This is a genomic window from Alteraurantiacibacter aestuarii (assembly GCF_039523595.1).
GTDB lineage: Bacteria > Pseudomonadota > Alphaproteobacteria > Sphingomonadales > Sphingomonadaceae > Alteraurantiacibacter > Alteraurantiacibacter aestuarii.
This window is the reverse complement of sequence record NZ_BAAAFP010000001.1, coordinates 681,474-705,784: the sequence shown is the minus strand read 5'-3', so window position 1 is coordinate 705,784 and position 24,311 is coordinate 681,474. Positions and strand designations below refer to the sequence as shown.

Genomic DNA, 24,311 nt, shown 5'->3' with positions numbered 1-24,311 from the left:
CCTCTACCACCGTGTGCACCCGGCGCGTCACCCGCGGCGGGATCTCACGGCGGGCGGGCCGGTCCTTCACATAGGTCAGTTCAGGCGCAGCCTCGTGCTTGTCTGACTTGTAGCCAACCTGCGCGGTCTGCGGTTCGGCGACATGTACCGCACCGCCCGCAAGCAATGCGCTTCCCGCAGCAGCGGCTGACAATTTCGCCAAGGCCATTCTTACCGACATGGACTGTCTCTCTTCAGCTTTTCCCCAAGCACCGGTCTGGCTAAATCGCCATTCAGATACTTTTGCAGCTTCACCAGAGACGTATGGCGCCTGTCACGGCAATCATTTTAACCTTGATTTTGGCGCTCGAAGACGAATTTTTTGGCTGAATTCGGGCAATTGCGCGGCTTTGTCCCACAATGGAACCGAATAGGCGCCATTCCCCAACAGTGGTTAACGCCCGGCGCTCATTTTGAGGGGTCGAACAGCCCGCCCTGCGCCCCGTTCGGCGAATCGGCAGGCGGAGCGATACCAAGGTGCGTCCAGCCGGCATCGTTGAGGCAGCGCCCGCGCGCGGTGCGGGCCACCAGGCCCAGCTGGATCAGGTACGGCTCGATCACTTCTTCCACCGTGTCGCGCGGTTCGGAAAGCCCCGCTGCCAGCGTCTCCACCCCCACCGGACCACCCTTGTAGATATCGGCGATCATGGTGAGATAGCGCCGGTCCATCGCATCAAGGCCCAGCCCGTCAATCTCCAGCTTCGTCAGCGCCGCATCGGCGACCGGAGCGGTAACCAGCCCGTCCCCATCGACATGGGCAAAATCGCGCACGCGGCGCATCAGCCGCCCGGCCACGCGCGGTGTGCCGCGGCTGCGGCGGGCAATCTCGCGCGCGCCCGCGGGGTCCATGTCCAGCCCGAGCAGGCCGGCACCGCGCCTCACCACCAGCTCCAGCTCGTCCACGGTGTAGAAATTAAGCCGCACGGGAATGCCGAACCGGTCGCGCAGGGGCGTGGTCAGCAGGCCTTGCCGCGTGGTCGCCCCCACCAGCGTGAACGGCGGCAGATCGATCCGCACACTGCGTGCCGATGGCCCCTCGCCGATGATGATATCGAGCGCGCGGTCCTCCATCGCCGGATAGAGGATTTCCTCGACCACCGGGTTGAGGCGGTGAATCTCGTCAATGAACAGCACGTCATGCGGTTCAAGATTGGTCAGCAGGGCGGCAAGGTCGCCCGCCTTGGCGATCACCGGCCCGCTGGTGGCGCGAAAGCCCACGCCCAGCTCCTTGGCCACGATCTGCGCCAGCGTGGTCTTGCCAAGGCCGGGCGGGCCGAAGAACAGCACATGGTCCATCGCCTCTGCGCGGGACCTGGCCGCCTCGATAAACACGCGCAGGTTTTCGCGCGCCGCCTCCTGCCCCACGAATTCGCGCAGGGTCTTGGGACGCAGGGCCGCATCCGGGTCTTCCGGCTGGCGATCGGGGGCAAGATCGGGGTTGGCGCTCATCAGGACGGGTTGAGCGTATAGCCGCGTTGCTGGAGCAGGGCATGCGCAGTCATGGCCGACAGCGCCAGCTGCACACCGGGTGCGATTTCGGACTTGGCGATGCCCATCCCCGCCGCGCTCTGGCCGCACAGATAGATCTGCACGCCGTGCTGCGTCAGCGCCGCGATCAGCGGGAGGTTGATGTTTTCCGCCCCATCGAAGCGCGCCGCATAAGCCTGCGCATTCAGCAGGTCATTGCCCGCGCGCCCATGCACCACGATCGCTACCTGCACGCGCTCCTCCGGCACGCCATTTCGCACATGCATGTTGATGAAGCGCGCCGCACTGTCGAGCGAGCGATTGAGCGCGCCCACATCCGCCTGATCCGCCACATCGAAAGCCACCCGCAGCGCCAAGTCCTGTGGCAACTCCATGTCGTAATCGACATCGGCGACCCGGCCATATTCGGTGAATACCGGCCCCATCGTGAAGCCCGCCGGCTGCTGCGCATAAGCGCCTGTGGCGAAAGCCAAGCCAGCAAGGCCAAGTGCGACATTCCTGATTATACGCATGGTCGGTTTGCCTCCTTCAGTGGGGTTTCGATAAACCAATCGTCATGGTGAACTTGTTTCAGCATCCATCCAGCGGCACAATCCCGTGCATGCAATTCGAACGCAACCCGTGCGCCTATATCCTCGCCAGCGGGCATTACGGAACGCTCTACATTGGCGTCACGTCGGACCTGATGGGACGGCTGCACCAGCACCGGAGCGGAACCACAGGCGGCTTCACCGGGCGCTATAAAATCCACCGCCTCGTCCATTTCGACATGTTCGACACCATGGAGGCTGCCATCGCGCGCGAGAAGCAGCTCAAGAACTGGCACCGGCAGTGGAAGATCAATTTGATCGAAACTGGCAATCCGCATTGGGAAGACTTGGCCGTTGGCTTGGGCTTTGATCCGCTTGAGCAGCGCGCGCCGGGAGATGGATCCTGAAACGAGTTCAGGATGACGGGAAGGATCGGATTCCATCACCCCGCCGCCCTCTTCAGCGCCGCCTTGATCAGTGCGTTCAAATCCGCGCCTTCGCCCAGATCGCTCTGCGCTCCAGCCACGGCACTCGCCGCCACGGCCGGCTTGAAACCCAAACTCTGCAAGGCTGACACGGCATCGGCGCTTACTCCGCCAGCAGGCGCAACAAAGCCTCCGCCGACAGCCCCGCCACCTGGAAGCGCGCCAGCCTTGTCCTTCAGTTCATTGACGATCCGCCCTGCCAGTTTCGGCCCCACGCCCTGCGCGCGGGCCACGGTGGCGGCATCCTGCGCGGCGCAGGCATCGCGCAGTTCGGCGGTGGAGAGGGCCGAAAGGATGGCGAGGCCGACCTTGCTGCCCACGCCCTGCACCGAATTGAGCAGACGGAACCAGTCGCGCTCTCCCGCGTCGGCAAAGCCGAGCAGGCGCATGTCGTTCTCGCTCACCTGCAGATCGGTGTAGACCACGCAGGCCTGCCCCCGCTCTCCCAGTGCGCTGAGCGTGCGGTTGGAGCAATGGACCAGATAGCCCACGCCCTGCACATCGATCACCGCCCAGTCTTCACCGGTTTCATCGAGCAGGCCTTTGAGCTTTGCGATCATGTTATGTTCTTGCCTCACAGGCGGTGCGGGGTCCAGAGAATATGGACATCTGATTGTGGACACCGGCGAAGTCTTGCGCCAACAGCATCGCCATGAGCGTAAACACATTTGGCAGGGTTTTGCGGTTTACCACCTGGGGCGAGAGCCACGGGCCGGCGCTGGGCGCGGTTGTGGACGGGTGTCCGCCGGGATTGGCGCTGGACGAAGCGGCGATCCAGCCCTTCCTCGACGCGCGCCGTCCGGGCACCAGCAAATACACCACGCAGCGGCAGGAGGCGGACCAGGTCCGCATTCTTTCAGGCGTGTTTGCAGGCCCTGACGGAACGCAGCGCACCACCGGCACGCCGATCAGCCTGATGATCGAGAATACCGATCAGCGATCAAAGGATTATTCGGAGATCGCCCATGCATACCGCCCCGGCCATGCCGATTATGCCTATGATGCCAAATACGGCATTCGCGATTATCGCGGCGGCGGCAGGTCTTCCGCGCGCGAAACGGCGGCGCGGGTGGCCGCAGGTGCCGTGGCGCGGCTGGTGGTGCCCGAAGTGACCATCACCACCTATGTCTCCGAAATTGGCGGCGATGCGATCGACATGGGCAATTTCGATGCCGGCCAGATCGGCCAGAACCCGTTCTTCTGTCCCGACGTGGAAGCGGTGAAGCGCTGGGAAAAGCTGGTGGATGATTGCCGCAAGGACGGATCGTCTTTGGGCGCGGTTGTCGAATGCGTGGCCACGGGCGTTCCCGCGGGCTGGGGCGCACCGGTCTATGCCAAGCTGGATGCAGACCTTGCCGCTGCCATGATGGGCATCAATGCGGTGAAGGCGGTCGAGATCGGCGAAGGTTTCAACGCCGCCCGCCTGCGCGGTGAGGACAATGCCGACGAGATGCGTCCGGGCGCAGCAGGCGAAGGTCCGGAATTCCTCGCCAATCATGCCGGCGGCATTGCGGGCGGCATTTCCACCGGTCAGCCGGTGGTGTGCCGGGTGGCGTTCAAGCCGACCAGTTCCATCCTGATCCCGCGCGCGTCGATCAATTCAGCTGGCGAAGAGACGACCGTGCGCACCAAGGGCCGCCATGACCCTTGCGTGGGAATCAGGGGCACACCCGTGGTCGAAGCGATGATGGCGCTGGTGCTGGCGGACCACAAAATGCTCCACCGTGCGCAATGTGGCTGAGGTGTGTGGTTGAGGTGTGTGGTTGAGCCCGGTGGCCAAGGCGTAAACAACGCTGTCGTTGCAATTATCGCAACAGGTGTTGCAATAAACTGAACGCTTACGGATATGATCGATTGCGTCGATCTATCCAATCGTAACAAAGCCCTTTTCAGATCAGTCCTGCCTCCTATCTGGGCCGCGAGTTTCAAACCCGCGACAGGAGTTTTCACATGGGTATCATCGGCAGCACCATAAAGCCGTTCAAGGCCACCGCCTTCCAGGCCGGCAAGGACTTTTTCGACGTCACCGAAGCCGACATCTCCGGCAAGTGGGCGATCTTCTTCTTCTACCCGGCCGATTTCACCTTCGTGTGCCCGACCGAGCTGGAAGACCTGAACGAGAAGTACGACATGCTGCAGAGCATGGGCGTGGAAGTGTTCGCCGTGTCGACCGACACGCATTTCAGCCACAAGGCTTGGCACGACACGTCCGAGAAGATCGGCAAGATCAACTATGCCTTCCTGGGTGACCAGCTGCACACGCTGTCCAACAACTTCGGCGTTCTGCGCGAAGAAATGGGCCTGGCCGACCGCGCGACCTTCGTGATCGATCCCGATGGCGTGATCCAGATCATGGAAATCACCTGCGAAGGCGTTGGCCGCAACGCCAACGAACTGACCCGCAAGATCAAGGCGGCGCAGTACGTCCGTAACAACCCGGGCCAGGTTTGCCCGGCTGCGTGGGAAGAAGGCGCCGATACGCTTGCTCCCTCGCTCGACCTTGTCGGCAAGATCTGATCTCGCTGACTTGAACCGCCCGTCGCCCCCCGACGGGTCGCATGAACGGTCCGGGGTATTCCCCTCCCCCCCCTCCCGGAAGCCCCGGACCGTTTTTTTGCACTGACCAACCCCGGCAGAGGAAACCGATATGCTTGATGCAAACCTGACCCAGCAGCTGCAGCAATATCTCGGCAACCTGCGCGAGCCGATCGAGCTTGTCGCCAGCCTTGGCAATGATCCCAAGTCGGCCGATACGCGCGCGCTGCTGGAACAGATTTCCGCGCTTTCTGACAAGGTCACCGCCTCTTTCGACGGCGACCATGAGCGCAAGCCCAGCTTCATCATCCGCCGCGCATCCGATGCCAGCAAATGGGTTCGCTTCGGCGGCCTGCCGATGGGGCACGAATTCACCTCGCTGGTGCTGGCCCTGCTGTGGGCCGGCGGTCATCCGCCCAAGGTCGAACCTGAAATTCTGGAGCAGATTGCCGCGCTGGAAGGCGATTATGCCTTCGAGATGTTCTTCTCCCTGTCCTGCCACAATTGCCCGGACGTGGTGCAGGCGCTGACGCTGCTGGCACTGTTCAACCCGCGCATCACCGCCACGCTGATCGAAGGCGGAACCTTTCAGGACGAGGTGGAGGAACGCGGCGTGATGGCCGTGCCCGCAACCTTCCTGAACGGTGAGATGTTCGCCAGCGGCAAGATGAGCGTGGAGGAGCTTCTGGCCAAGCTGGACGGCAATGCCTCCGCCCGCGCCGCAGCCAGGATCGCCGAAAAGAAGCCGTTTGAAGTGCTCATTGTCGGCGGCGGTCCCGCTGGCGCCGCTGCCAGCGTCTATACCGCGCGCAAGGGCTTCAGCACCGGCATCGCGGCAGAGCGGTTCGGCGGACAGGTGCTGGACACCATGGGCATCGAGAACTTCATCTCCGTCCCCTATACCGAAGGCCCCAAGCTGGCCGCCCAGTTGGAAGCGCATGTCGGCGAATATGATATCGACGTGATGAACTTGCAGACCGCCACCAGGCTGATCCCCGCTGCCCAAAAGGGCGGCTATCACGAAGTGGTGATGGACAATGGCGCATCGCTGAAGGCGCGCACGGTGATCCTTTCCACCGGCGCGCGCTGGCGCAACCTGGGCGTTCCGGGCGAGCAGGAATATCGCAACAAGGGCGTGGCCTATTGCCCGCATTGCGACGGCCCCTTGTACAAGGGCAAGCGCGTAGCGGTGATCGGCGGCGGCAACAGCGGCGTCGAGGCTGCAATCGATCTTGCCGGGATCGTCGGCCATGTCACGCTGGTGGAATTCGACAGCAAATTGCGCGCGGACGAAGTGCTGCAACGCAAGCTGCGATCGATGGCCAATGTCGACATCATCGTATCGGCGCAGACCACGCAGATCAGCGGCGATGGCACCAAGGTGGACGGCCTGCTCTACAAGGACCGCGACACCGGCGCCGAAAAGCGCGTCGACCTGGAAGGTGTGTTCGTCCAGATCGGCCTGGTGCCCAACACCGAATGGCTCAAGGACAGCGGTATCGCGCTGAGCAAACATGGCGAGATCGAGGTGGACAATCATGCCGCCACCAATCTGAATGGCGTGTTTGCCGCAGGCGATTGCACCACCGTTCCCTACAAGCAGATCATCATCGCCATGGGCGATGGATCGAAGGCTGCCCTGTCCGCCTTCGACTATCTGATCCGCAACGAAAAGGTCGAGGATCTGGCCGAAGCGGTCTGACCCCACACCCTTCAAGGCAATACATCATCCCGCCCTCGCCCATGCAGCGAGGGCGGGATTTTTGCGTCTGGTCGCAGCCAAAATTCGTTTTGCCGCAAAATGGCAAAATCGATCAATGAATGCCAACTAATCGATTGGACGCATCATCGCGGAAGGGTCATCTTGCACAGGTAGGATTGATTGGGACACGAGTCCCTGTGTGAGGAGAGATGGAAATGGATGCAAAGACAGGTGAAATGAGCGGGTGCCCGTTTGGCGGCAGTGGCGGCGTACGGTCGCTTCTGGGCCGCACCAATCGTGATTGGTGGCCCGATGCCCTGCAGCTGGAAATTCTCCACCCGAACGGCGGATCGACCGATCCGATGGGCGAAGATTTCGATTATGCCGAAGCCTTCAACGCGCTCGACTATAATGCGCTCAAGGCCGACCTGACCGCGCTGATGACCGACAGCCAGGATTGGTGGCCGGCTGACTATGGCCATTATGGCCCGTTCTTCATCCGCATGGCCTGGCACGCCGCCGGCACCTATCGCACCGGTGACGGGCGCGGCGGTGCAGGCAGCGGGCAGCAGCGCTTTGCTCCGCTCAATTCCTGGCCGGACAACGGCAACCTGGACAAGGCACGCCGCCTGCTGTGGCCGATCAAGCAGAAGTACGGCAAACACATCAGCTGGGCCGACCTGTTTATCCTCACCGGCAATGTCGCCATTGAGAGCATGGGCGGTCCCACCTTCGGCTTCGGCGGCGGTCGCAAGGACGTGTTTGAGCCTGAGACCGTCTATTGGGGCACGGAAGAACTGTGGGTCGATCAGGGCGCCGAAACGCGCATCATCCCCGATGAAGGCAAGGCGCTGGATAACCCGCTCGCGGCGATCCAGATGGGCCTGATCTACGTCAATCCGGAAGGTCCGGGCGGCAATCCCGATCCGCTGCTGTCAGCGCGCGATATGAAGGAAACCTTCGCCCGCATGGCCATGAATGACGAGGAGACGGTGGCGCTTACCGCCGGTGGCCACGCATTCGGCAAGGCGCACGGAATGGTCCCGCCAGACCAGCTGAGCGGCAGCCCGGAAAGCGGCGCGCTGGAAATGCAGGGCTTTGGCTGGGCAACCGATCCCGATCAGATCGCCAAGGGTCACATCACCACTTCGGGCATTGAAGGCGCATGGTCGAACCATCCCACCCAGTGGGGCGGCGACTATTTCCGCCTGCTGTTCAAATATGACTATGAGCTGGTGAGAAGTCCGGCAGGTGCCCAGCAGTGGCAGCCGATAAATCAGTCGGAAGAGGACATGGCGCCCGATGCGCGCGATCCGTCCAAGAAGGTTCCGACCATGATGACCACAGCCGACATGGCGCTGAAGATGGACCCGGATTATCGCAAGATTTCCGAACGCTTCCGCGACGATCAGGCTGCGCTGGACGATGCTTTCGCCCGTGCATGGTTCAAGCTGTGCCACCGCGACATGGGGCCAAAGGTGCGTTACCTCGGCCCGGAAGTTCCGGCTGAAGACCTGATCTGGCAGGACCCCGTTCCCGCCGGTACCATGCCTTCGGATGCAGATGTATCTGCCTTCCAGTCAGCCATTCTGGCTAGCGGTCTTTCCGTCAGAGAGCTGGTCAAGGCAGCATGGGCTTCGGCATCCAGCTTCCGCAATTCGGACAATCGTGGCGGCGCCAATGGTGCCCGCGTGCGGCTTGCTCCGCAGAAGGACTGGAAGGTCAACGATCCGCAGGAACTGGCGAAGGTTCTGGCCAGGATCGACGAGCTGCGCGGCAATCTGTCGATGGCAGACGCGATCGTGGCAGCCGGCAGTGCGGCGGTTGAAAAGGCCGCCAAGGATGCGGGCTTTGATGTCAGCGTTCCGTTTACGGGCGGTCGCGGCGATGCCAGCCAGGAGCAGACCGATGCTGAAAGCTTCGAGCCTCTCGAGCCCTTTGCCGATGGCTTCCGCAACTATCTGAAGACCAAGGCAAGCGTGAAGACGGAGGACATGCTGGTCGATCGCGCCCAGCTGCTCGGCCTCTCGATTCCCGAGATGACCGTGCTGGTCGGCGGCATGCGCGCGCTTGGCGCGGTCAGCGATCATGCCGATCACGGTTCGCGGATCGGCGTCCTCACCGATCGTCCGGGCCAGCTGACCAATGACTTCTTCGTCAACCTGCTCGACATGGGCACGGTGTGGAAGGTTGTCGACAACAGCGGTGACGAGGAGTTCGTCGGCACTGATCGCAAGACCGGTGCGGAAAAGTGGCGTGCCACGCGCGCCGACCTCGTCTTCGGGGCAAATTCGCAGCTTCGCGCCCAGGCCGAAGTCTATGCCGAAGACACCAGCCGCGAGAAGTTCGTGACCGACTTCATCAAGGCCTGGACCAAGGTGATGAACGCCGACCGCTTCGATCTGAAGTAAGTCCCGCACCAATCAGCAAAAGCCCCCGGCAGCGATGTCGGGGGCTTTTTCGTGGGCGTCTGGATTTGGGAGGAAAGCGGACATTGCAGGCGGTCACCGAGGCCACGGGGTTGGGACCGGGAGCGGGCAGTCGGCTTACAGGCAAGTTGCCGTGATAGTAAAACGAGGCGCCCTTTCGCGCACCATCCAGTTTTTGATAGGATGACAGCTTGTTGCAGGCCTGTGGCCAAGCTCCTTGACTTCGAACTCTACATAAGTTGATATGCTTTCATGTCTCGCAACAGACCGCCTTCCAAGCAGATGTTCATCCTGTTGGACGCGTTCTCCAAAAGGACACAGCAATGGCGTCATGGCTATGACCTGATGAAGGAAACCGGCCTTTCGTCAGGTACTCTCTACCCTCTGCTGATGCGCATGGCCGACAAGGGACTTGTCGAAGCCGAATGGCGTGATCCGGAACGGCCTGGTCGGCCTGCGCGCCACGCTTACCGGTTGACCCCTGCAGGGATCGCCCTCGCGCAGACGGTCGAATGCTCCGGCGCCGACATTCCTGCCAAGAGCGCCCTCGCATGACGGCGCCTGTTTCACGGGCCGTGGTTTGGCTCGCCAGCTGCTGTCTCGGCGAGTGTCGCCGTGAGTGGGCACTCGCCATGAGGGCCGAGTTTCACGTGGCGGTACTGGAGGGGCGGCCTTTCGCATTCGCGGCCGGTTGCCTGGTCGCAGCGTGGAGCGAGATGCCGAACCATGGGGAAGGGCGCCTTGTCCTGACGAACTACGCGGTCGCGCTGGGCTTGCTAATTCCCATGGCGGTTCTCCAGTTCGCGCTGGCGTTCGGTTCTTCATCGGTATTCTTCGGAGGGGAAGCATTCAGCAGCGTCCTCCTGGCCGGTGCCACGCACCACCCCCTGCTTGCCTCGTCCCAGATCAAAGCTGCACCGTGCCTGCTGGCTCTTTGGCTCATGCTCGGCACCGGTCACTTGCACCTTGCGTGGGCGCTCGTCGAGCGCAACTGGGCACGCGTGGTCAAGGTCAGCGCCTTCGTCGGCGCGACCCTTGTAGCCTTATTCATTATCACGGGAGCACTGTTTCTCGACGAAACCTTCGTGATCCTGCAGGCGGCGGCGCTGGCGATTGAACTTTCGGTTCTCATCGTCGTCGCACGGCAGCATGCGCGGATATTTCCGAATGCGGACGCGGAAATTCCCGCGCGGTAATCTCTTCAGCATCACCCTGACAGGCAGAGGACCGTAACGGCCGCACCCGTCATGCTTGACTCTTAACTCTACATATGTTGCTATAACTCTCACATGTTTGATGAGGGCCGATTGCCGGGTCGCATCGGGGGAGGAGGAGTTATCGATGGCCAAGGCCTTGCTATGGTCGCTCTGCACCTACCTGGTGCTCAAGTTCCTCCAGTACTTTTTTGTTGCCCGGCCGGGGTTTGGAACTGCCGAGCCGACGTTCCGGGACAAGCTCCTGCGCGGCGAACCGCTGCTGTTCATCGTCGCCTGCGCGCTTGCCGTGCCAGCCGCGCTGTGGAGTACCTGGTATTTCCAGCGCGGTTTCGAGCGCGGTCTGGAGCACTCGGCAGACTGCTTTGGAAGAGTTGGCGCTTTGCAGAGCCTCGGAGAGCTCGAAAGAGAATTCGATCCGCTGCGAGTCTCCCGAGGGGTCCAAGCGGCAAGACAGTCGGTATTTCAGGCTGAGGAGTGGCTCGAACTGACGCCTGATGACGCCGAAAAGCTGATGGCCGACAAACTGAATTTCTACACCCGGCGGTATTCCACCTTGTCGCGACAAGGCGATCGCCGGGAAATACGCGCTCTGGCAGCCGCGATCGAGCGCTGCTTGAGCGAGCCGCTCATCGACTTTTGACCGACACTGCAATGAGGAGGGTTTGGCATGCTCAAACGAATGTCTTTCGCGATCGTGACCATGATAGTCACGGAGCCTTTGAACACGCTGCCGGCCGTTGCCCAATCGACAGCAGCCCCGGCCGATCCCACTGTGTCGGTGGCGAGAGAGGTGCTCGAACGCTACGCCGGCCGCTACCAGCTCAACGACACGATCGTAACGGTAACGGTGACCGAAGACGGTCGGATGAACATCCAACTGGCTGGCCAGCCCGCCGGACCGCCGATGCGGACGGTAAGTGCGAGCGAGTTCGCGAATGACGCGGCAGGAGTGCGTGTTTTCTTCGAAGACGAAGGCCCCAACACCACCCGGATCAGGAGCGTGTATAATGGTAGCGAAGTCGTCGGCACCCGAATTGCCGACGCGCCGGACCTTGCCTCTGCGACTGCGCCCTTTTCCGACTTGCTCGACGGGGCAGCGCGGCAGGCAGTGGTGACGCAACTCGCAATGGCGTTGCGCGACCGCTATGTATTCCCTGACGTCGGCGAGCAGGCTGCCGAACAGATCGACGCCGCGCTCGCGGCCGGCGAATACGACAGCTTAGGCGATCCCGCGGCGTTCGCAGCGCGGCTGAGCTCCGACGTGAGAGCCATTGCGCACGACAAACACCTCGTGATCAGTTCGATGAGCGCCCTTCCATCCGCGCCTGCGTCAGCCGGGACGGCATTGCCGCGCTCGGAAAGCGGTATCGTGCGGGCCGACATGCTTGCTGGGGGTATCGGCTACCTAGAGGTGGTCGCATTTCCGCGACGAGCAGGTTTCAAGCCGCCGATCGACAGGGCCATGTCGAGCCTTGCAGATTGCAGCGCTCTGATCATCGACCTGCGTCGTAACATCGGCGGTTTGCCCGAGGGGGTCGCATATCTGGTCAGCTTCCTGCTGCCGGGGGACGAGACAGTGCACATCAACGACGTCATCACTCGCATCGCGGGGACCAACGACTTCGACCGCGAATCCTTTACGAGTCAGCCAACACCGGTGAGCTTCGCCGATCGCCCCGTCTACGTACTGACCAGCAGCCAAACCTTCTCGGGAGGCGAGGAGTTCGCCTACGACGTCAAATCACTCGGCCTCGGCGTGCTCGTAGGTGAACTTACGGCCGGTGGTGGCAATCTGACAGGGCCAGCGCCGCTCGGTAATGATTTGATCGCGATGATCCCGCTGGCGCGAGCGGAGAACGCGTTCACAAAGGGCAACTGGGAAGGTCACGGTGTCGAGCCCAACGTGGCGGCGCCCGCTGCCGACGCACTTGGAGTCGTGCTGCAAATGCTTGGCCAGGATGCCGTGTCCGATATCGCCGCGGCCTCGCAGCGAAACGTATTCACGCCGCGCACCGCTCCCCTTCCCGGCTCTGAAGCGGCGCTGCGCTCTATAGTGGCAGGCGTCACGAATGAGCCACCAGACTTGACCGCAATGAACCCCCGGCAGGCCGATATGTTGCGCCCTCAACTGCCAGCGCTGCAGGCCCAGCTTCGCCCCTTGGGCGAGATCAGGTCAGTCAGCTTCATCGGACCGGGCTTGCCGACCGGAGACGCCTTCGAAGTTGCCTTCGCCAATGGAACACGAGTGATGACAGTGATGCTGGATCCGGAGGGACTTCTGGTTGGCTGGCAGACCGGACCGAGTTCGCCGGGTGGTTAGCGAAGATTTAGGGACACCACGCCAAGTTACGTTCGCACAGCGAGAACACCCGCAATGTGTTCCCTTTGAATCGTTAGCGGACATCGGGCCCGCAGATAAACGAATGTCCACTTCAAGGTAGCGGACAGACTTCCTTTCATATCTTGGAAGAGGGCGCAAAGCTGCCGAACCAGTGAAGCAACGCAATCGGCCGGCATGTAGACCGTCCTTGAATTACCCCCGCCGCCGCAGCACCAGATAGAGCGCGCCCTCGCCCCCGTGGCGGCGGTGCGCTTTGCGGATGGCGGCGATGTCACTGCCATGCGGTCCGGCGGCCAGCCAGTCGAGGATCTTGGCGCGGATCGCGCCGCGCCGATCTCCCCGGTCCGCGGCATCGACCGGGCGGGACTTGCCGGTAATGACCAGCACCAGCCGCGCCCCCATCGCCTTGGCCTGCATCAGTCCCTGATCCAGCCGCCTGTGCGCCTGATCGAGCGTGTGGCCATGCAGGTCGAGGGTGAATTCCGGCTCTGTCGACGTGCGCGCCAGGCGCCGCTCCCAGTGCGAATCAAGCCCCGTACCCGGCGCATGCACCGGTGCCGGAACCGATGCGGGCGCGGCCTTCACCAGCGGCGGGGGGACGCGGCCCTTCACCTTGCGCGGCGGGGATGACCGTGGATGGGGCATGGGCGTGGCGGCTGGCGGATGGACCAGCGGCACGGGCTTTGGCGTGGCGCGCTTTTCCAGCGGGGTCACACTTTGCGCCAGCCTGGCCCATAGCGCAGCCTCTTCCGCGCTCAGTCCGCGGGGTGATTTCATCGTACGCCCAGTCGGTCCAGCGTCCCGCGCGGCAGGAAGATAGTGGCTTCACCACGCGCGCTCATGCCGCCGGCAATCTCTCGCGCCTGATCGCCTGCACCCCAGAATGTGTCAAACCTGTTGGCACCGCGAATGGCTCCGCCGGTATCCTGCGCCACCCATAATCCGCGCGCTTCCACGCGGTCAGTGGACAGGAACACGGGCGCACCATAGGGCACGAATTTCGGGTCCACCGCGACCGAGCTTTCCCCGCGCACGGGCACGCCGATGGAGCCCAGCGGACCATCGCCGGTCAGTTCGGTAAAGAACACCCAGCTTTCATTGAGGCGCATCAGCGCGGCGCCATCTTCGGGGTTTTCGCGGATATATTGCATGATGCCCTGCATCGATCCGGCATATTTGCCGGGGCCTTCGCCCAGCAGCCCGCGTTCGCGCATCACCCCGCCAATGCCGGTGTAGCCGTGGCCGTTCTGCCCGGCATAGCCGATGCGGATCACGTCGCCTTCCGGCGTGATCAGGCGGCCGGACCCCTGCACCTGCAGGAAGAAGAATTCCACCGGGTCTGCCGCCCAGGCGATTTCCAGCCCGCGCCCGGCCAATGCGCCATCCTCGATCTGGGCGCGGGTGTAATATTCCACGAAATTGCCGCTGGCATCGTAGCGGCCCAGAGGCGCACGCCCTGTCCGCTCACCTTCCGGCACGCCGTCCGGCCATGCACGGACCAGATCATCGGGGACGCGGTAGACAGGCACGTCAAATCCCACACGGCGCGTGCGCGAACCGCTGATCTCGGGCTCAAAATAACCGGTGGCAAAGGCCGCGCCATCGCCCACGCGCGCAGCCTCAAAATAGGTTTCGAAGAAGCGCGCAGCCTCCGTGCGCGGCCATGCGGCGGCGCTGCGACAGGAAGGCTGCCAATCGGTGGGGCGGGTGAGGCCAGAGGCATCCTGGCGGCTGGTGACGACGCCGCAGCTTTGGGTGAAGGCATCCAGCGCATCGGCACTGTCACGCGGCAGCAGGCCAAAGCTGACAATCGCCGGACCGCGCGCAACACCCAGCAGCGCAGCCGATGCGCCAGCAGGAGCAGCGGGACCGGTAGCGGGCCTGCCGCCGGGCACCAGGCTGGCGCAAGCGGCCAGCAGGGCCAGCGACATTGCCGTGGCAAGGGACTTCTTTGGCAGGGAAAGGCGCGCGTGTGGCATCACCCGCGCTCCTCGTCTCAAGCGGCGTCGGTTTCGTCGAGCAGCCAATCGGGATCAGCACTGCGAACGTCGCGGCTGAAGGTCCAGATATCGCGGCTCTCCACGGCATCATCCAGCGATCCGCCGATCATATTGCCATCCTTGTCGCGGGTGAGGGCGGCAATATCGGCTACGAAGCGAACGGCGATACGCGCCATCCGGCCTTCCAGCACGGCTGAATGGACCGTAGTATCCTCAATCCGCACCAGCCGGTTCTCCAGCGTTTCACCGGCTTTTTCGCGGGCATCGATGGCGGCCACGAAGCTGGCATAGACATCATCGTCGCACAGCTGTTTCAGCTCTTCCTTGTCACCGCGCCAGAAAGCTTCCAGCACCATGCCATAGGCGCCCTTGGCACCTTCGAGGAAGGTCAGCAGGTCGAACCGGCGATCCACGGCGGAAATTTCGCGCAGGCCCTGTTCGATGGCGGGCGGGAAACCGGCGATCTGGCGTTCATTGCGCACCAGCTCTGCCACTGGCGCGGGCGCGCTTTGCGGTTGGCGCTCCTCTCCCAGCTCATATCCCTTGGGCACGATTTCTTCCTCATGCTCTGCACGGCGGCCAAGCACGGAATAGAGTCGCATGCCCAAAAAGGCAGCGATCATGGCGAGGATGACAATTTCAACAATCACAGGCATTTCCCGATTCGCGAGCGGCGATTTTCTGCTATCTGCCGCAAACAATGCAATTGTGACCCAGATAGGGTTCAATTACAAATGGACAACGACCAATCCGGTAACAAAACCGCGAGGCGGATCAAAGCTGCAACAATCGGGCATAATACAGGCTGAATAGCCCAACTCCTGACCCAACTCCCGACCCAACTCCCGACATTGCGGGCGCGGCGCGCGGGTGCTAGGCGCGCCAGCCAGTGCGATAACCATTCATCCAGCGCCGCCACCACGCGCGGCACAAGCGTTACGAAAGACGATAATCATGGCCGAAGAAGGCGACGTTCTCACCAATCTCAACACCAATCCTGCTGCCAATGGCGCGGATACCCAGCCTGTGGCCGGCGTTATCTCGCAATATGTGAAGGACCTTTCGGTAGAGAATCCCAAGGCTCCCGAAAGCTTCCAGTGGAACAGCCAGCCGGAAATGGACGTGCAGTTCAACATTGCCGCGCGCAAGGTGAACGAGGAAGTGTCCGAGGTGGAACTGAAGATTTCCGCCACCGCCAAGACTGCCGAGGGCATTGCCTATATCGTGGAACTGGCCTTCTGCGGGCTGGTGGGCATGCGCAACATGCCTGAAGACCAGATGCACGCCTTCACCTATGCCGAAGCGCCGCGCATCCTGTTCCCCTTCGCCCGCCGGGTGATTGCCGATGCGGTGCGCGATGCCGGTTTTGCGCCGCTGCTGCTCGATCCGATCGATTTCAACGGCCTGTACATCAACCAGCTGCGCAACAAGCAGGCGCAGGATGCTGCGCAGGCTGGCGGCGAGGCTGCTGCCCCCACCGGCGACGAGAACTGATCCGGACCTGATGGCGGGCCAGCTGCAATGAGCCTGGTCAGGAATGTCGGCACGATCGGCGGACTGACAGCAGTCAGCCGCGTGTTCGGCTTTGCCCGAGACATGCTGGTGGCGCGCGTGCTTGGCGCAGGGATGGCGGCCGATGCCTGGCAGCTGGCCTTCACCCTGCCCAACACCTTCCGCCGCCTGTTTGCAGAAGGCGCCTTCTCGGTCGCCTTCGTGCCGATGTACACCCGCCGACTGGGCGAGGACGACGATGGCGCGGCGGCGCAGAAATTCGCCAGTGACGTGCTGGCGATCTTCGTCTGGGTGCTGCTGGGCTTTTCCGCGATCTGCATGATCGTCATGCCCGGCATCGTGTGGGCGCTGGCCCGCGAATATCAGAACGTGCCCGGCAAGTTTGAACTGGCGACCAACCTTTCGACCATCACCTTCCCATATCTGGGGCTGGTGAGCCTTGTGGCGATGCTGTCGGGCGTGCTCAATGCGCGGTCAAAGTTCGCGCCCGGCGCCATTGTTCCCGTGCTGCTCAACATCACGCTGATCACCGGCATTCTGGCCGGCTGGTACTGGCGGGAGAATATCGGCGGCGGCGATGTGGCGGTGGCCTATGCGCAGGCAATCGCGCTGGCGCTGGCCGGTGTGGTGCAGCTGCTCTACATGTTCTGGGCCACACGCAAGGCAGGCGTACGTTTCAAGGTGCATCTGCCGAAGATCACGCCCGATGTGAAACGCATGGGCATGCTGATCCTGCCCGCCACCTTTGGCGCGGGGATTTACCAGATCAGCCAGCTGGTCGACACCTTCTTTGCCACCAGCCTGCCGCAGGGCTCGCTCACCCTGCTCAAGCTGGCAGACCGGCTCAACCAGATGCCGCTGGGCATTTTCGGCATTGCGCTGGGCACGGCAATCCTGCCGATGCTGGCGCGCCATATCCAGGCGGACAACAAGTCCGAAGCGCAGCGCCTGCAAAGCAATGCGGTGGAGATCGCCATGCTGCTGTGCCTGCCGTCCGCCGTTGCGCTGGCGATCTGCGCCCCGGCCTTCACCACCGGCATTTTCCAGGGCGGCAAGATGACCGCAGCCGATACCGCGATCATGGGCAATATCGTCATGGCGCTGGTGGCGGGCCTGCCTGCCTATGTGCTGGTCAAGGTGTTCCAGCCCGCCTTCTTCAGCCGCGAGGATACGCGCACGCCGGTGTTCGTCGCCGCCGGAGCGCTGACATTCAACATTGCGCTCAACTTCTATGTCGTGCCGCGGTTCGGCATTGTCGGGCTGGCGGCAGCCACCGCCATCACCTCCTCGCTCAACGTGGCGACCCTGATGACCATCCTGCACATCCGCGGCTGGTTCGATGTCAGCAGGAAATTGCTCGGGCGGATCATGCGGCAGGCTCTGGCCTGCGCGGTAATGGCGGCGCTGCTGTGGTTTCTAGTGCCTCTGCTGCAACCCTACTGGTCAGGCAGCGTGGTGGCCCGTGTGCTGGCGCTGGGCGGGCTGGTTACATCGGGCGCGATCACCTTCTTCGTCTTCGCCTATCTGCTCGGCGCGCTCGACAAGGACCTGATCGCTCAGCTACGGCGCAAGCCCAAGGCGGCAGCCGCCGCCGATCCCAAGCCACAGGAATAATTCAGGACATATCATGCGCGTTGTATCCGGCATTCAGCCCACTGGTTCGCTTCATCTGGGAAATTACCTGGGCGCGATCCGTAACTGGGTGCGCATGCAGGAAGAAATCACCGCGTCTGGCAATGGCCAGTGCCTGTTCTTCCTGGCGGATCTGCACGCCATATCCATGCCGCATGACCCGGCGGAGCTGAAGTCGGCCACGCTGGAAATGACTGCGGCGCTGGTGGCCTGCGGCGTCGATCCGCAGCGCTCGATCCTGTTCAACCAGGCGCAGGTGCCTGCCCATGCGGAGCTACAATGGCTGCTGACGGGAACTGCGCGGATGGGCTGGTTGAGCCGGATGACGCAGTTCAAGGACAAATCGGGCAAGAACCGCGAAGGCGCCAGCGTGGCGCTGTTCACCTATCCCGTGCTGCAGGCAGCGGACGTGCTGCTGTATCAGGCCACCCATGTTCCCGTGGGCGAAGACCAGAAGCAGCATCTGGAACTGGCGCGCGACATCGCGCAGAAGTTCAACGTCGATTTCGTGCCCGGCTATGCCGATCAGAACCAGGACGTGGCGGGCGTTTTCACCCTGCCCGATCCCTATATTCCGCCCTCTGCCGCGCGCATCATGTCGCTGCGCGATGGCAGCGCCAAGATGAGCAAGTCCGATCCTTCCGACATGAGCCGCATCAATCTGACCGATGATGAGGATCTGATGGCGAAGAAGGTGAAAAAGGCCAAGACCGATCCCGAGCCCCTGCCCGGCGAACTGGCGGGCCTCGCCGATCGGCCCGAGGCGCTCAACCTCGTCACCATCTTTGCCGCTCTGGCGGATATCGAGGCGGAGCAGGTGCTGGCGCAATATGGCGGGCAGGGCTTCGGCGCGTTCAAGCCTGCGCTGGCGGAGCTGATGGTGTCCACGCTGGGCCCGATCCGCAGCCGCTTTGTGGAGCTGAAATCGGACCGGGAATCGCTCGATGCGATTCTGGCCAGAGGCGCTGCACAGGCGCGTGAGATTGCCTCTCCCACGCTCAAGGCCGCCTATGATGCGCTGGGCCTGATCCGCGGGTAGCTCGCCGGAGCGCTGAAGGCGCTGTTATTGCTAGGTTTTCATTGAAAACCCATTCAATCGCGGTTCAGGCCGCGCTTGCTATTGCGCGTCCCATGATGAAGACTCACGTCTTCAGAACAAGGTCGCATCCGGGTGTGCAGCCCGGATCTACAGAGAGAAATACCATGTCCATATTCAGCAAGCTTACGCGCGGTTTGAAGCTGGCAGCGGTGCCGCTGATGCTGGGTGCGCTGGCCGCATGCGCCACCCCTTTCCGCGCCGACGTATCGCGCTTTCAATCACAACTTCCCGCCCCGCAGGGCCAGACCTTCGCGGTTGTGGCGGATGATCCGGCGCTGGCCGGCGGGCTGGAGTTCGCACTCTATGCCGATCAGGTCGAGGCCCAGATGGCCGCGCTGGGATACACCCAGGCCGCATCTCCCGAACAGGCCACGCTGCTGGTGCGTTTCGATTACGGGGTGGATAACGGGCGCGAGCGCGTTCGCTCGTCAGGCCTGCGCTATCGCGATCCCTTCTACAGCCCGTGGTACAGCTATTCACCGATCATCTACCGTGACCGGACCGGTCAGGCGCGCGTGGCCTATGTGCCCAATCGCCACTGGGGTTACGGCTTTCAGGACGATCTATTCGGTCGCTCCGACGTGGAAAGCTACACCATCTTCACCAGCGGCATTGAGCTGAAGATCGACGATGGCCAGACGGGTGAACGCCTGTTCGAAGGCAGTGCAGAGGCGGTTTCGACCACCGACCGGCTGCAATATCTGGTGCCCAATCTGATCGAGGCGATGTTTACCGATTTCCCCGGCAATTCGGGTGAGACGGTGCGCATCTCCATCGCGCCGGAAGACCAGCCGGTGCGCCGCGACAGCCGCGACTAGACAAACCAGACACCAGACTTCGGAGCATGGCTCCGGGGACGTCGGGCGGGCCTTCCTCTCCTTTTCGGGGCGGCAGGCCCGCCTTTTTTGTGGCCGCCTTTTCTTTCCGGGCCATTTGCGTCAATCTGCGCGCCAATGGGAAATGGGGAGAGAATGCGATGCGTATGATTCTGGTCGCTGCAGCGGCAATGGCACTGATGTCCTGCGGGGAGGCGGCAGAGCAGCCCGCAGCCGATGAGCAGGTCAGCTATCCCGGCGTGCCCGAGGAACAGGCTGCGCAAATTCGCGCGGCAGGCCAGGTGATCGATCCGGCCAGCTTCGATATCTTTGCCCCGCTGGTGCCCGCACCGCCTTATGACGATGTCTCGATTGCCGAGAATGTCGCCTATGGCAGCGATCCCGCGCAGATCCTCGACGTCTATACGCTCAACGCTGCGGCAGAGGGTGAGCGGCGTCCCGTGCTGCTGTATGTCCACGGCGGCGGCTTTGTCGGCGGCAGCAAGGTGGGTGCTTACTACCCGCAAAGCGCCACCGCATGGGCCGCGCGCAATGGCATGGTGGGCGTGAACATCGATTATCGCCTCGCCCCCGCCGCCGCCTTCCCCGCCGCGCGCAATGATCTGGCCGCCGCGATTCAGTGGGTGCGCGACAATATCGCCCAATATGGCGGCGATCCGGACAATATCGTGCTGTGGGGCCATTCGGCAGGGGCCGACCATGTGGCCGACTATGTCCAGCATACGGATTTACAGGGCGCGGAGGCTGCATCCGTCAAGGGAGCGCTGCTGCTGTCTCCCGCCTATGCGGCGGAAATGGCCGCAGAACCGCATGCCTATTATGGCACCGATGCATCATTGCAGACGATGGGGCCGGTGATCGATCGACTGGGTGCCAGCACCATTCCGCTGATGCTGGGCTATGCCGAATATGACCCGGACATGTTCCACACATTCGCTGAAGCCGCGCAGCAGCGGCTGTGCGCGGTGGACAGCGACACCAATTGCCCGATGGTGCTGATGCTGAAGGACCACAACCACATGACCGAAGGCGCAAGCATCGGTTCGGTTGACGAGAGCCTTTCCGGCCCGTTCCTGGCGTGGATGCGGGGGCTTTCCTGAGCCTTGCCTAAAGCGACGCGTGGCCGCCGGTGGACCCAAAGCCACCGGCGCCGCGTGCGGTATCGTCCAGTTCGTCAACTTCCTCCCAGCGCGCCAGCGTGACGGGGGAAACGACCAGCTGGGCGATGCGGTCACCGCGCTGGATGGTGAAATTGTCATCCGAATGGTTGATCAGGATCACCTTCACTTCACCGCGATAATCGGAGTCCACCGTGCCCGGCGTATTGGGGACGGTAATGCCATGCTTTAGCGCAAGGCCCGATCTTGGGCGCACCTGAATCTCGTAACCCGATGGAATGGCGACGGCGAAACCGGTGGCGACGGCGTGGCGCGTGCCGGGGCGCAGGATCACGCCCTCTGCGGCCAGCACATCCATGCCCGCCGCGCCTTGCGTGGCGTAGGCCGGCATATCCAGCCCGTGGCTGTGCGGCAGGCGCTTGATGCGCACGGGGACGCGCTCAGTCATGGGCGTTCAGGTGGTCGGCGATTCTCTCGACCAGTTTCCATGCCACATCCATCTTGCTCATCTGATCCCAATCCTCGACCTTGCGTTCACGGATAATGTGGACCTTGTTTTCGGTCCCGCCCATCACATCGCCAGACACATCGTTGGCAACAATCCAGTCCACGCCCTTGCTCTTGCGCTTCTTGCGCGCATTCTCGACCACGTTCTCCGTCTCGGCGGCAAAGCCGATCAGCAGGTCGGGCCGCTTGGAACTGGCGGAAACCATCGCCAGAATATCGGGGTTTTCGGTGAGCATCAGCGAAGGCGGAGCCGATCCACGCTTCTTGATCTTCTCACCCTGATAATCCCTGGTCCGCCAGTCCGCCACGGCAGCGACCATGATCGCGCAGTCGGCGGGCAGCGCCTTCTTGACCGCCGCAGCCATGTCTTCGGCGCTTTCCACATCGATGCGGTCGACGCCGGGCGGGGTGTCGAGATGGACCGGGCCTGCCACCAGCGTGACGCGCGCACCGGCAGCCGCAGCCGCTTCGGCAATAGCGAAGCCCTGCCGTCCTGAAGAGCGATTGGCGAGATAGCGCACCGGATCGATCGGCTCATGCGTCGGGCCGGCGGTAATCAGCACATGCTTGCCATAGAGCGGGCGGTGGGCCGGATCTTCGTCGAACGCAGGCTGGCCATCAAGCGGGTCTGCCATGCTTTTGGCCAGCGCGCCGACCGGGGCAGCAGCGTCTTCCCCATCGAAAGGCTGCGGCGCGGCCTGGCGGGCGTTGACCTCGTGATTGATGGCTTCGCGGTCTGTCGGCGGAGCGGCGGCGGCGGCGCCCTTTCTGGCCAGCACCGGGCCGCCCGCGCTCAGGTCAGGCTCGGGCAGGTCGGGGCCGATATAAGGCTCGCCATCGTCCAGCTCGGCCGCTTCGGGCAGGTCCGCCATATCCTCGTAAGTGGTTTCGTCATCCTCGATCCGGCGCGGGGTGGAGCGCTGGATGAGCGATCCGATCAATCCGCCCAGACCGCCGGTCTTGGCGGGAGTAGGAGCATAGCCGAGATTGTCCTCCTCGTCATCCTCGTCCTCGACCTCGGCCTCGGCCATCTTGCGCAGGTAATCGGCGATCTGTTCATGGCCCGCATCGCCGGGGTCCAGCCCCAGCATGTCGGCGATTTCCAGCCACACCATTTCCGGGTCGGGGAGGCGGCCGGGGCCAAATTCGCCGCAGGCCATTTCGCCCTCGTCAGGCTGCATCACCCGCACACCGGCATCGATCAGCCAGGCGATGTTGCGCTGCGTCGCTTCATGTTCCCACATGCGCACGTTCATGGCCGGAACAGCCAGCACGGGCTTGTCTGTCGCAAGGATCAGCGTGGTGCCCAGATCATCGGCAATGCCCGCCGCCATCTTGGCCATCAGGTCCGCCGTGGCCGGGCACACCACCACCAGGTCGGCCTCCCGGCTGAGCTGGATATGGCCGATCTCAGCCTCATTCTTCAGGTCCCACAGCGAGGTGTGGACCTGGTTGCCGGACAGGGCGGCGAGGCTCATCGGCGTGACGAATTGCGAGCCGCCATTGGTCAGCACGCAGGTGACATCGGCCCCACCCTTGCGGATGAGACGCACCAGTTCGCACGATTTGTAGGCGGCAATTCCTCCGCCCACGACCAAGAGCACCCGTGGGTTAGCCATGAATTCTTCCCGGTCCTCCCGGTGGTTCTGTTTCGGCAGCAAGCCTAGCTTTGGTATCCTGCCAAGACCAGCTTTGCCGCACGATGGTTAAGATTAGCTTGTTTGCTTCCCTGTTGCACGCGCGCCTGTTGCACGCTGCACCAGCTCCACCAATGCGCGCGGCACGAATGCCAGCCCCGCCGCATAGGCGGGCAGCAGCAGCAGCACCCAGTAGAAATTGTTGGTCCGCGCGAACAGTGACAGGGCAATGCCAAAACCGATGAACCACAGCGAGGCAAACAGCCCCAGCCTGCCGCCCAGCGCTATCCAGCCCAGCAGCGCAATCAGCGCGATCGGCGCCGCCAGCGGAACCGGCAGGAACAGCAAGGGCGTGAGCTTGGCCATGGCCAGCAGGCCCATTTGCGGCCCATTGAACGCAGCCCAGCCGGGCGACGCCAGATCGCCGGGCATGGCGTGGGCGGCAACGCCCTGCGCGTGGAAAAACAGGGCGATGACAAAGGCGAGGATCACACCGGCAATGGCCAGCGCCTCCGCCCACTTCCTTTGCCACAGCGTGAATGCGCCCCACAGCATGACGAACGGCAACGCCAGTTCGCGCACGGCCAGCGCCAACGCCGCCAGGATCAGGCTGGGCCACCAGCGCTGCGGGCGGTACAGCCCCAGTGACAGCGTCAGCAGCAGCCCGGCCACAAGTTCGTGGAACACCATGGCGCGCGCGTCATAGGCCCCTGCTCCGCTGAGGAACAGCACCACCACCGCGCCCGCCCGTTCCGCCATGGTTGCAAGCGGGGTGAATGCGGACAGCCAGATCAGCACCATGCCTATCAGCAGGACGGTGGCGATCACCCGCCAGCTCTTGGCATTCAGCTGGCCATCGATCCACGCCAGCGTGGGCAGGCGCACGGTGACGAACGGCCTGGTGGGATAATTGTGCTCGCGCTGTTCCGCCATCGCGGCGGCATAGTAGTTCTCACCATCATGAAACCGCTCATGAATGCGCGCATAGAGCTCCAGATCGCCAATGCGCTCACCGGTCTTGGCGGCAATGCGGGCATCATCGGCGCGTCCCAGATCGCCCGTTGCCCAGCTTGCCCAGCCCAGCGCCAGCACCAGCGCCAGCAACACGCCCATTGCAGCTCTGGGGGATAGATGTTGCAGCGGCCGCCCCAGCGAACACCACCAGCCAACAGGATCGCGCCAGATCGTCGTCATCATCATCGTG

The 24,311-nt window shown here is 63.0% G+C and carries 23 protein-coding genes; 14 read left to right on the top strand and 9 right to left on the bottom strand.

Annotated features, from left to right (window positions below):
- Nucleotides 1–447: 447 nt before the first annotated feature.
- Both ruvB and ABDZ98_RS03365 read right to left on the bottom strand, forming a co-directional pair.
- Nucleotides 448–1,488 (bottom strand): Holliday junction branch migration DNA helicase RuvB, encoded by a 1,041-nt coding sequence (gene ruvB, locus ABDZ98_RS03370; RefSeq protein WP_160591974.1) that lies wholly within the window; start codon nucleotides 1,486–1,488, stop codon nucleotides 448–450.
- Nucleotides 1,488–2,039: a DsrE family protein gene (locus ABDZ98_RS03365; RefSeq protein ID WP_160591972.1), complete on the bottom strand. Its 552-nt coding sequence runs from the start codon at nucleotides 2,037–2,039 to the stop codon at nucleotides 1,488–1,490. Before ABDZ98_RS03365 ends, ruvB begins: the two co-directional genes overlap by 1 nt.
- 89 nt (nucleotides 2,040–2,128) lie before the next feature.
- Here ABDZ98_RS03365 and ABDZ98_RS03360 point away from each other — a divergent pair, with 89 nt between their 5' ends.
- Complete coding sequence (locus ABDZ98_RS03360; RefSeq protein WP_160591970.1) at nucleotides 2,129–2,464, top strand: GIY-YIG nuclease family protein; 336 nt, start codon at nucleotides 2,129–2,131, stop codon at nucleotides 2,462–2,464.
- 35 nt (nucleotides 2,465–2,499) lie between these two features.
- On the opposite strand, the gene ruvA is transcribed toward ABDZ98_RS03360, so the two are convergent.
- The gene (gene ruvA, locus ABDZ98_RS03355) at nucleotides 2,500–3,102 is read right to left on the bottom strand and encodes a Holliday junction branch migration protein RuvA (protein ID WP_160591968.1); all 603 of its coding nucleotides are present in this window, start codon (nucleotides 3,100–3,102) and stop codon (nucleotides 2,500–2,502) included.
- A 92-nt stretch (nucleotides 3,103–3,194) separates the two neighbouring features.
- On the opposite strand from ruvA, the gene aroC reads away from it, so the two are divergent.
- The 8 genes from aroC (at nucleotide 3,195) to ABDZ98_RS03315 (ending at nucleotide 12,745) form a co-directional block, all read left to right on the top strand.
- The gene (gene aroC / locus ABDZ98_RS03350) at nucleotides 3,195–4,283 is read left to right on the top strand and encodes a chorismate synthase (protein ID WP_160591966.1); all 1,089 of its coding nucleotides are present in this window, start codon (nucleotides 3,195–3,197) and stop codon (nucleotides 4,281–4,283) included.
- A 209-nt stretch (nucleotides 4,284–4,492) separates the two neighbouring features.
- Nucleotides 4,493–5,059, top strand: a complete 567-nt coding sequence (gene ahpC / locus ABDZ98_RS03345) for an alkyl hydroperoxide reductase subunit C (protein WP_160591964.1) — start codon at nucleotides 4,493–4,495, stop codon at nucleotides 5,057–5,059.
- A 130-nt stretch (nucleotides 5,060–5,189) separates the two neighbouring features.
- The gene (gene ahpF, locus ABDZ98_RS03340; protein ID WP_160591962.1) at nucleotides 5,190–6,779 is read left to right on the top strand and encodes an alkyl hydroperoxide reductase subunit F; all 1,590 of its coding nucleotides are present in this window, start codon (nucleotides 5,190–5,192) and stop codon (nucleotides 6,777–6,779) included.
- Nucleotides 6,780–6,994: 215 nt separating this feature from the next.
- Nucleotides 6,995–9,190 carry a catalase/peroxidase HPI gene (katG, locus tag ABDZ98_RS03335; RefSeq protein ID WP_160591960.1) on the top strand — a complete coding sequence of 732 codons (2,196 nt, stop codon included), beginning with the start codon at nucleotides 6,995–6,997 and terminating at the stop codon, nucleotides 9,188–9,190.
- Nucleotides 9,191–9,460: 270 nt separating this feature from the next.
- Nucleotides 9,461–9,763, top strand: coding sequence for a PadR family transcriptional regulator (locus ABDZ98_RS03330; protein ID WP_237437514.1), 303 nt, complete (start codon nucleotides 9,461–9,463; stop codon nucleotides 9,761–9,763).
- A gap of 77 nt (nucleotides 9,764–9,840) precedes the next feature.
- Complete coding sequence (locus ABDZ98_RS03325; RefSeq protein WP_160591958.1) at nucleotides 9,841–10,404, top strand: hypothetical protein; 564 nt, start codon at nucleotides 9,841–9,843, stop codon at nucleotides 10,402–10,404.
- A 145-nt stretch (nucleotides 10,405–10,549) separates the two neighbouring features.
- A complete protein-coding gene (locus tag ABDZ98_RS03320; RefSeq protein ID WP_160591956.1) occupies nucleotides 10,550–11,065 on the top strand; it encodes a hypothetical protein in 516 nt (171 codons plus the stop codon).
- A 27-nt stretch (nucleotides 11,066–11,092) separates the two neighbouring features.
- Complete coding sequence (locus tag ABDZ98_RS03315) at nucleotides 11,093–12,745, top strand: S41 family peptidase (RefSeq protein WP_160591954.1); 1,653 nt, start codon at nucleotides 11,093–11,095, stop codon at nucleotides 12,743–12,745.
- 213 nt (nucleotides 12,746–12,958) lie between these two features.
- Here ABDZ98_RS03315 and ABDZ98_RS03310 read toward each other — a convergent pair whose 3' ends face one another.
- The 3 genes from ABDZ98_RS03310 to ABDZ98_RS03300 form a co-directional block, all read right to left on the bottom strand.
- Nucleotides 12,959–13,543: a Smr/MutS family protein gene (locus ABDZ98_RS03310; protein ID WP_160591952.1), complete on the bottom strand. Its 585-nt coding sequence runs from the start codon at nucleotides 13,541–13,543 to the stop codon at nucleotides 12,959–12,961.
- Nucleotides 13,540–14,697 carry a murein transglycosylase A gene (gene mltA / locus ABDZ98_RS03305; RefSeq protein ID WP_237437513.1) on the bottom strand — a complete coding sequence of 386 codons (1,158 nt, stop codon included), beginning with the start codon at nucleotides 14,695–14,697 and terminating at the stop codon, nucleotides 13,540–13,542. The genes ABDZ98_RS03310 and mltA overlap by 4 nt, the downstream gene beginning before the upstream one ends.
- Before the next feature lie 65 nt (nucleotides 14,698–14,762).
- Nucleotides 14,763–15,416: a Tim44/TimA family putative adaptor protein gene (locus ABDZ98_RS03300; RefSeq protein ID WP_160591948.1), complete on the bottom strand. Its 654-nt coding sequence runs from the start codon at nucleotides 15,414–15,416 to the stop codon at nucleotides 14,763–14,765.
- 304 nt (nucleotides 15,417–15,720) lie between these two features.
- Here ABDZ98_RS03300 and secB point away from each other — a divergent pair, with 304 nt between their 5' ends.
- The 5 genes from secB (at nucleotide 15,721) to ABDZ98_RS03275 (ending at nucleotide 20,945) form a co-directional block, all read left to right on the top strand.
- The gene (gene secB, locus ABDZ98_RS03295) at nucleotides 15,721–16,260 is read left to right on the top strand and encodes a protein-export chaperone SecB (RefSeq protein WP_160591946.1); all 540 of its coding nucleotides are present in this window, start codon (nucleotides 15,721–15,723) and stop codon (nucleotides 16,258–16,260) included.
- Between the two features lie 27 nt (nucleotides 16,261–16,287).
- Entirely contained in the window at nucleotides 16,288–17,892 is a 1,605-nt protein-coding gene (murJ, locus tag ABDZ98_RS03290) for a murein biosynthesis integral membrane protein MurJ (RefSeq protein WP_160591944.1), read from the top strand.
- 13 nt (nucleotides 17,893–17,905) lie between these two features.
- Nucleotides 17,906–18,949, top strand: a complete 1,044-nt coding sequence (gene trpS, locus ABDZ98_RS03285) for a tryptophan--tRNA ligase (protein ID WP_160591942.1) — start codon at nucleotides 17,906–17,908, stop codon at nucleotides 18,947–18,949.
- A gap of 164 nt (nucleotides 18,950–19,113) precedes the next feature.
- Nucleotides 19,114–19,827 (top strand): DUF4136 domain-containing protein, encoded by a 714-nt coding sequence (locus tag ABDZ98_RS03280; protein WP_160591940.1) that lies wholly within the window; start codon nucleotides 19,114–19,116, stop codon nucleotides 19,825–19,827.
- A gap of 158 nt (nucleotides 19,828–19,985) precedes the next feature.
- The gene (locus ABDZ98_RS03275) at nucleotides 19,986–20,945 is read left to right on the top strand and encodes an alpha/beta hydrolase (protein WP_160591938.1); all 960 of its coding nucleotides are present in this window, start codon (nucleotides 19,986–19,988) and stop codon (nucleotides 20,943–20,945) included.
- Nucleotides 20,946–20,952: 7 nt separating this feature from the next.
- On the opposite strand, the gene dut is transcribed toward ABDZ98_RS03275, so the two are convergent.
- The 3 genes from dut to ABDZ98_RS03260 form a co-directional block, all read right to left on the bottom strand.
- Nucleotides 20,953–21,411 carry a dUTP diphosphatase gene (gene dut / locus ABDZ98_RS03270; protein WP_160591936.1) on the bottom strand — a complete coding sequence of 153 codons (459 nt, stop codon included), beginning with the start codon at nucleotides 21,409–21,411 and terminating at the stop codon, nucleotides 20,953–20,955.
- Nucleotides 21,404–23,089, bottom strand: a complete 1,686-nt coding sequence (locus ABDZ98_RS03265) for a bifunctional phosphopantothenoylcysteine decarboxylase/phosphopantothenate synthase (protein WP_160591934.1) — start codon at nucleotides 23,087–23,089, stop codon at nucleotides 21,404–21,406. The genes dut and ABDZ98_RS03265 overlap by 8 nt, the downstream gene beginning before the upstream one ends.
- 93 nt (nucleotides 23,090–23,182) lie before the next feature.
- Entirely contained in the window at nucleotides 23,183–24,301 is a 1,119-nt protein-coding gene (locus ABDZ98_RS03260; protein WP_343805683.1) for a hypothetical protein, read from the bottom strand.
- Nucleotides 24,302–24,311: the final 10 nt, after the last annotated feature.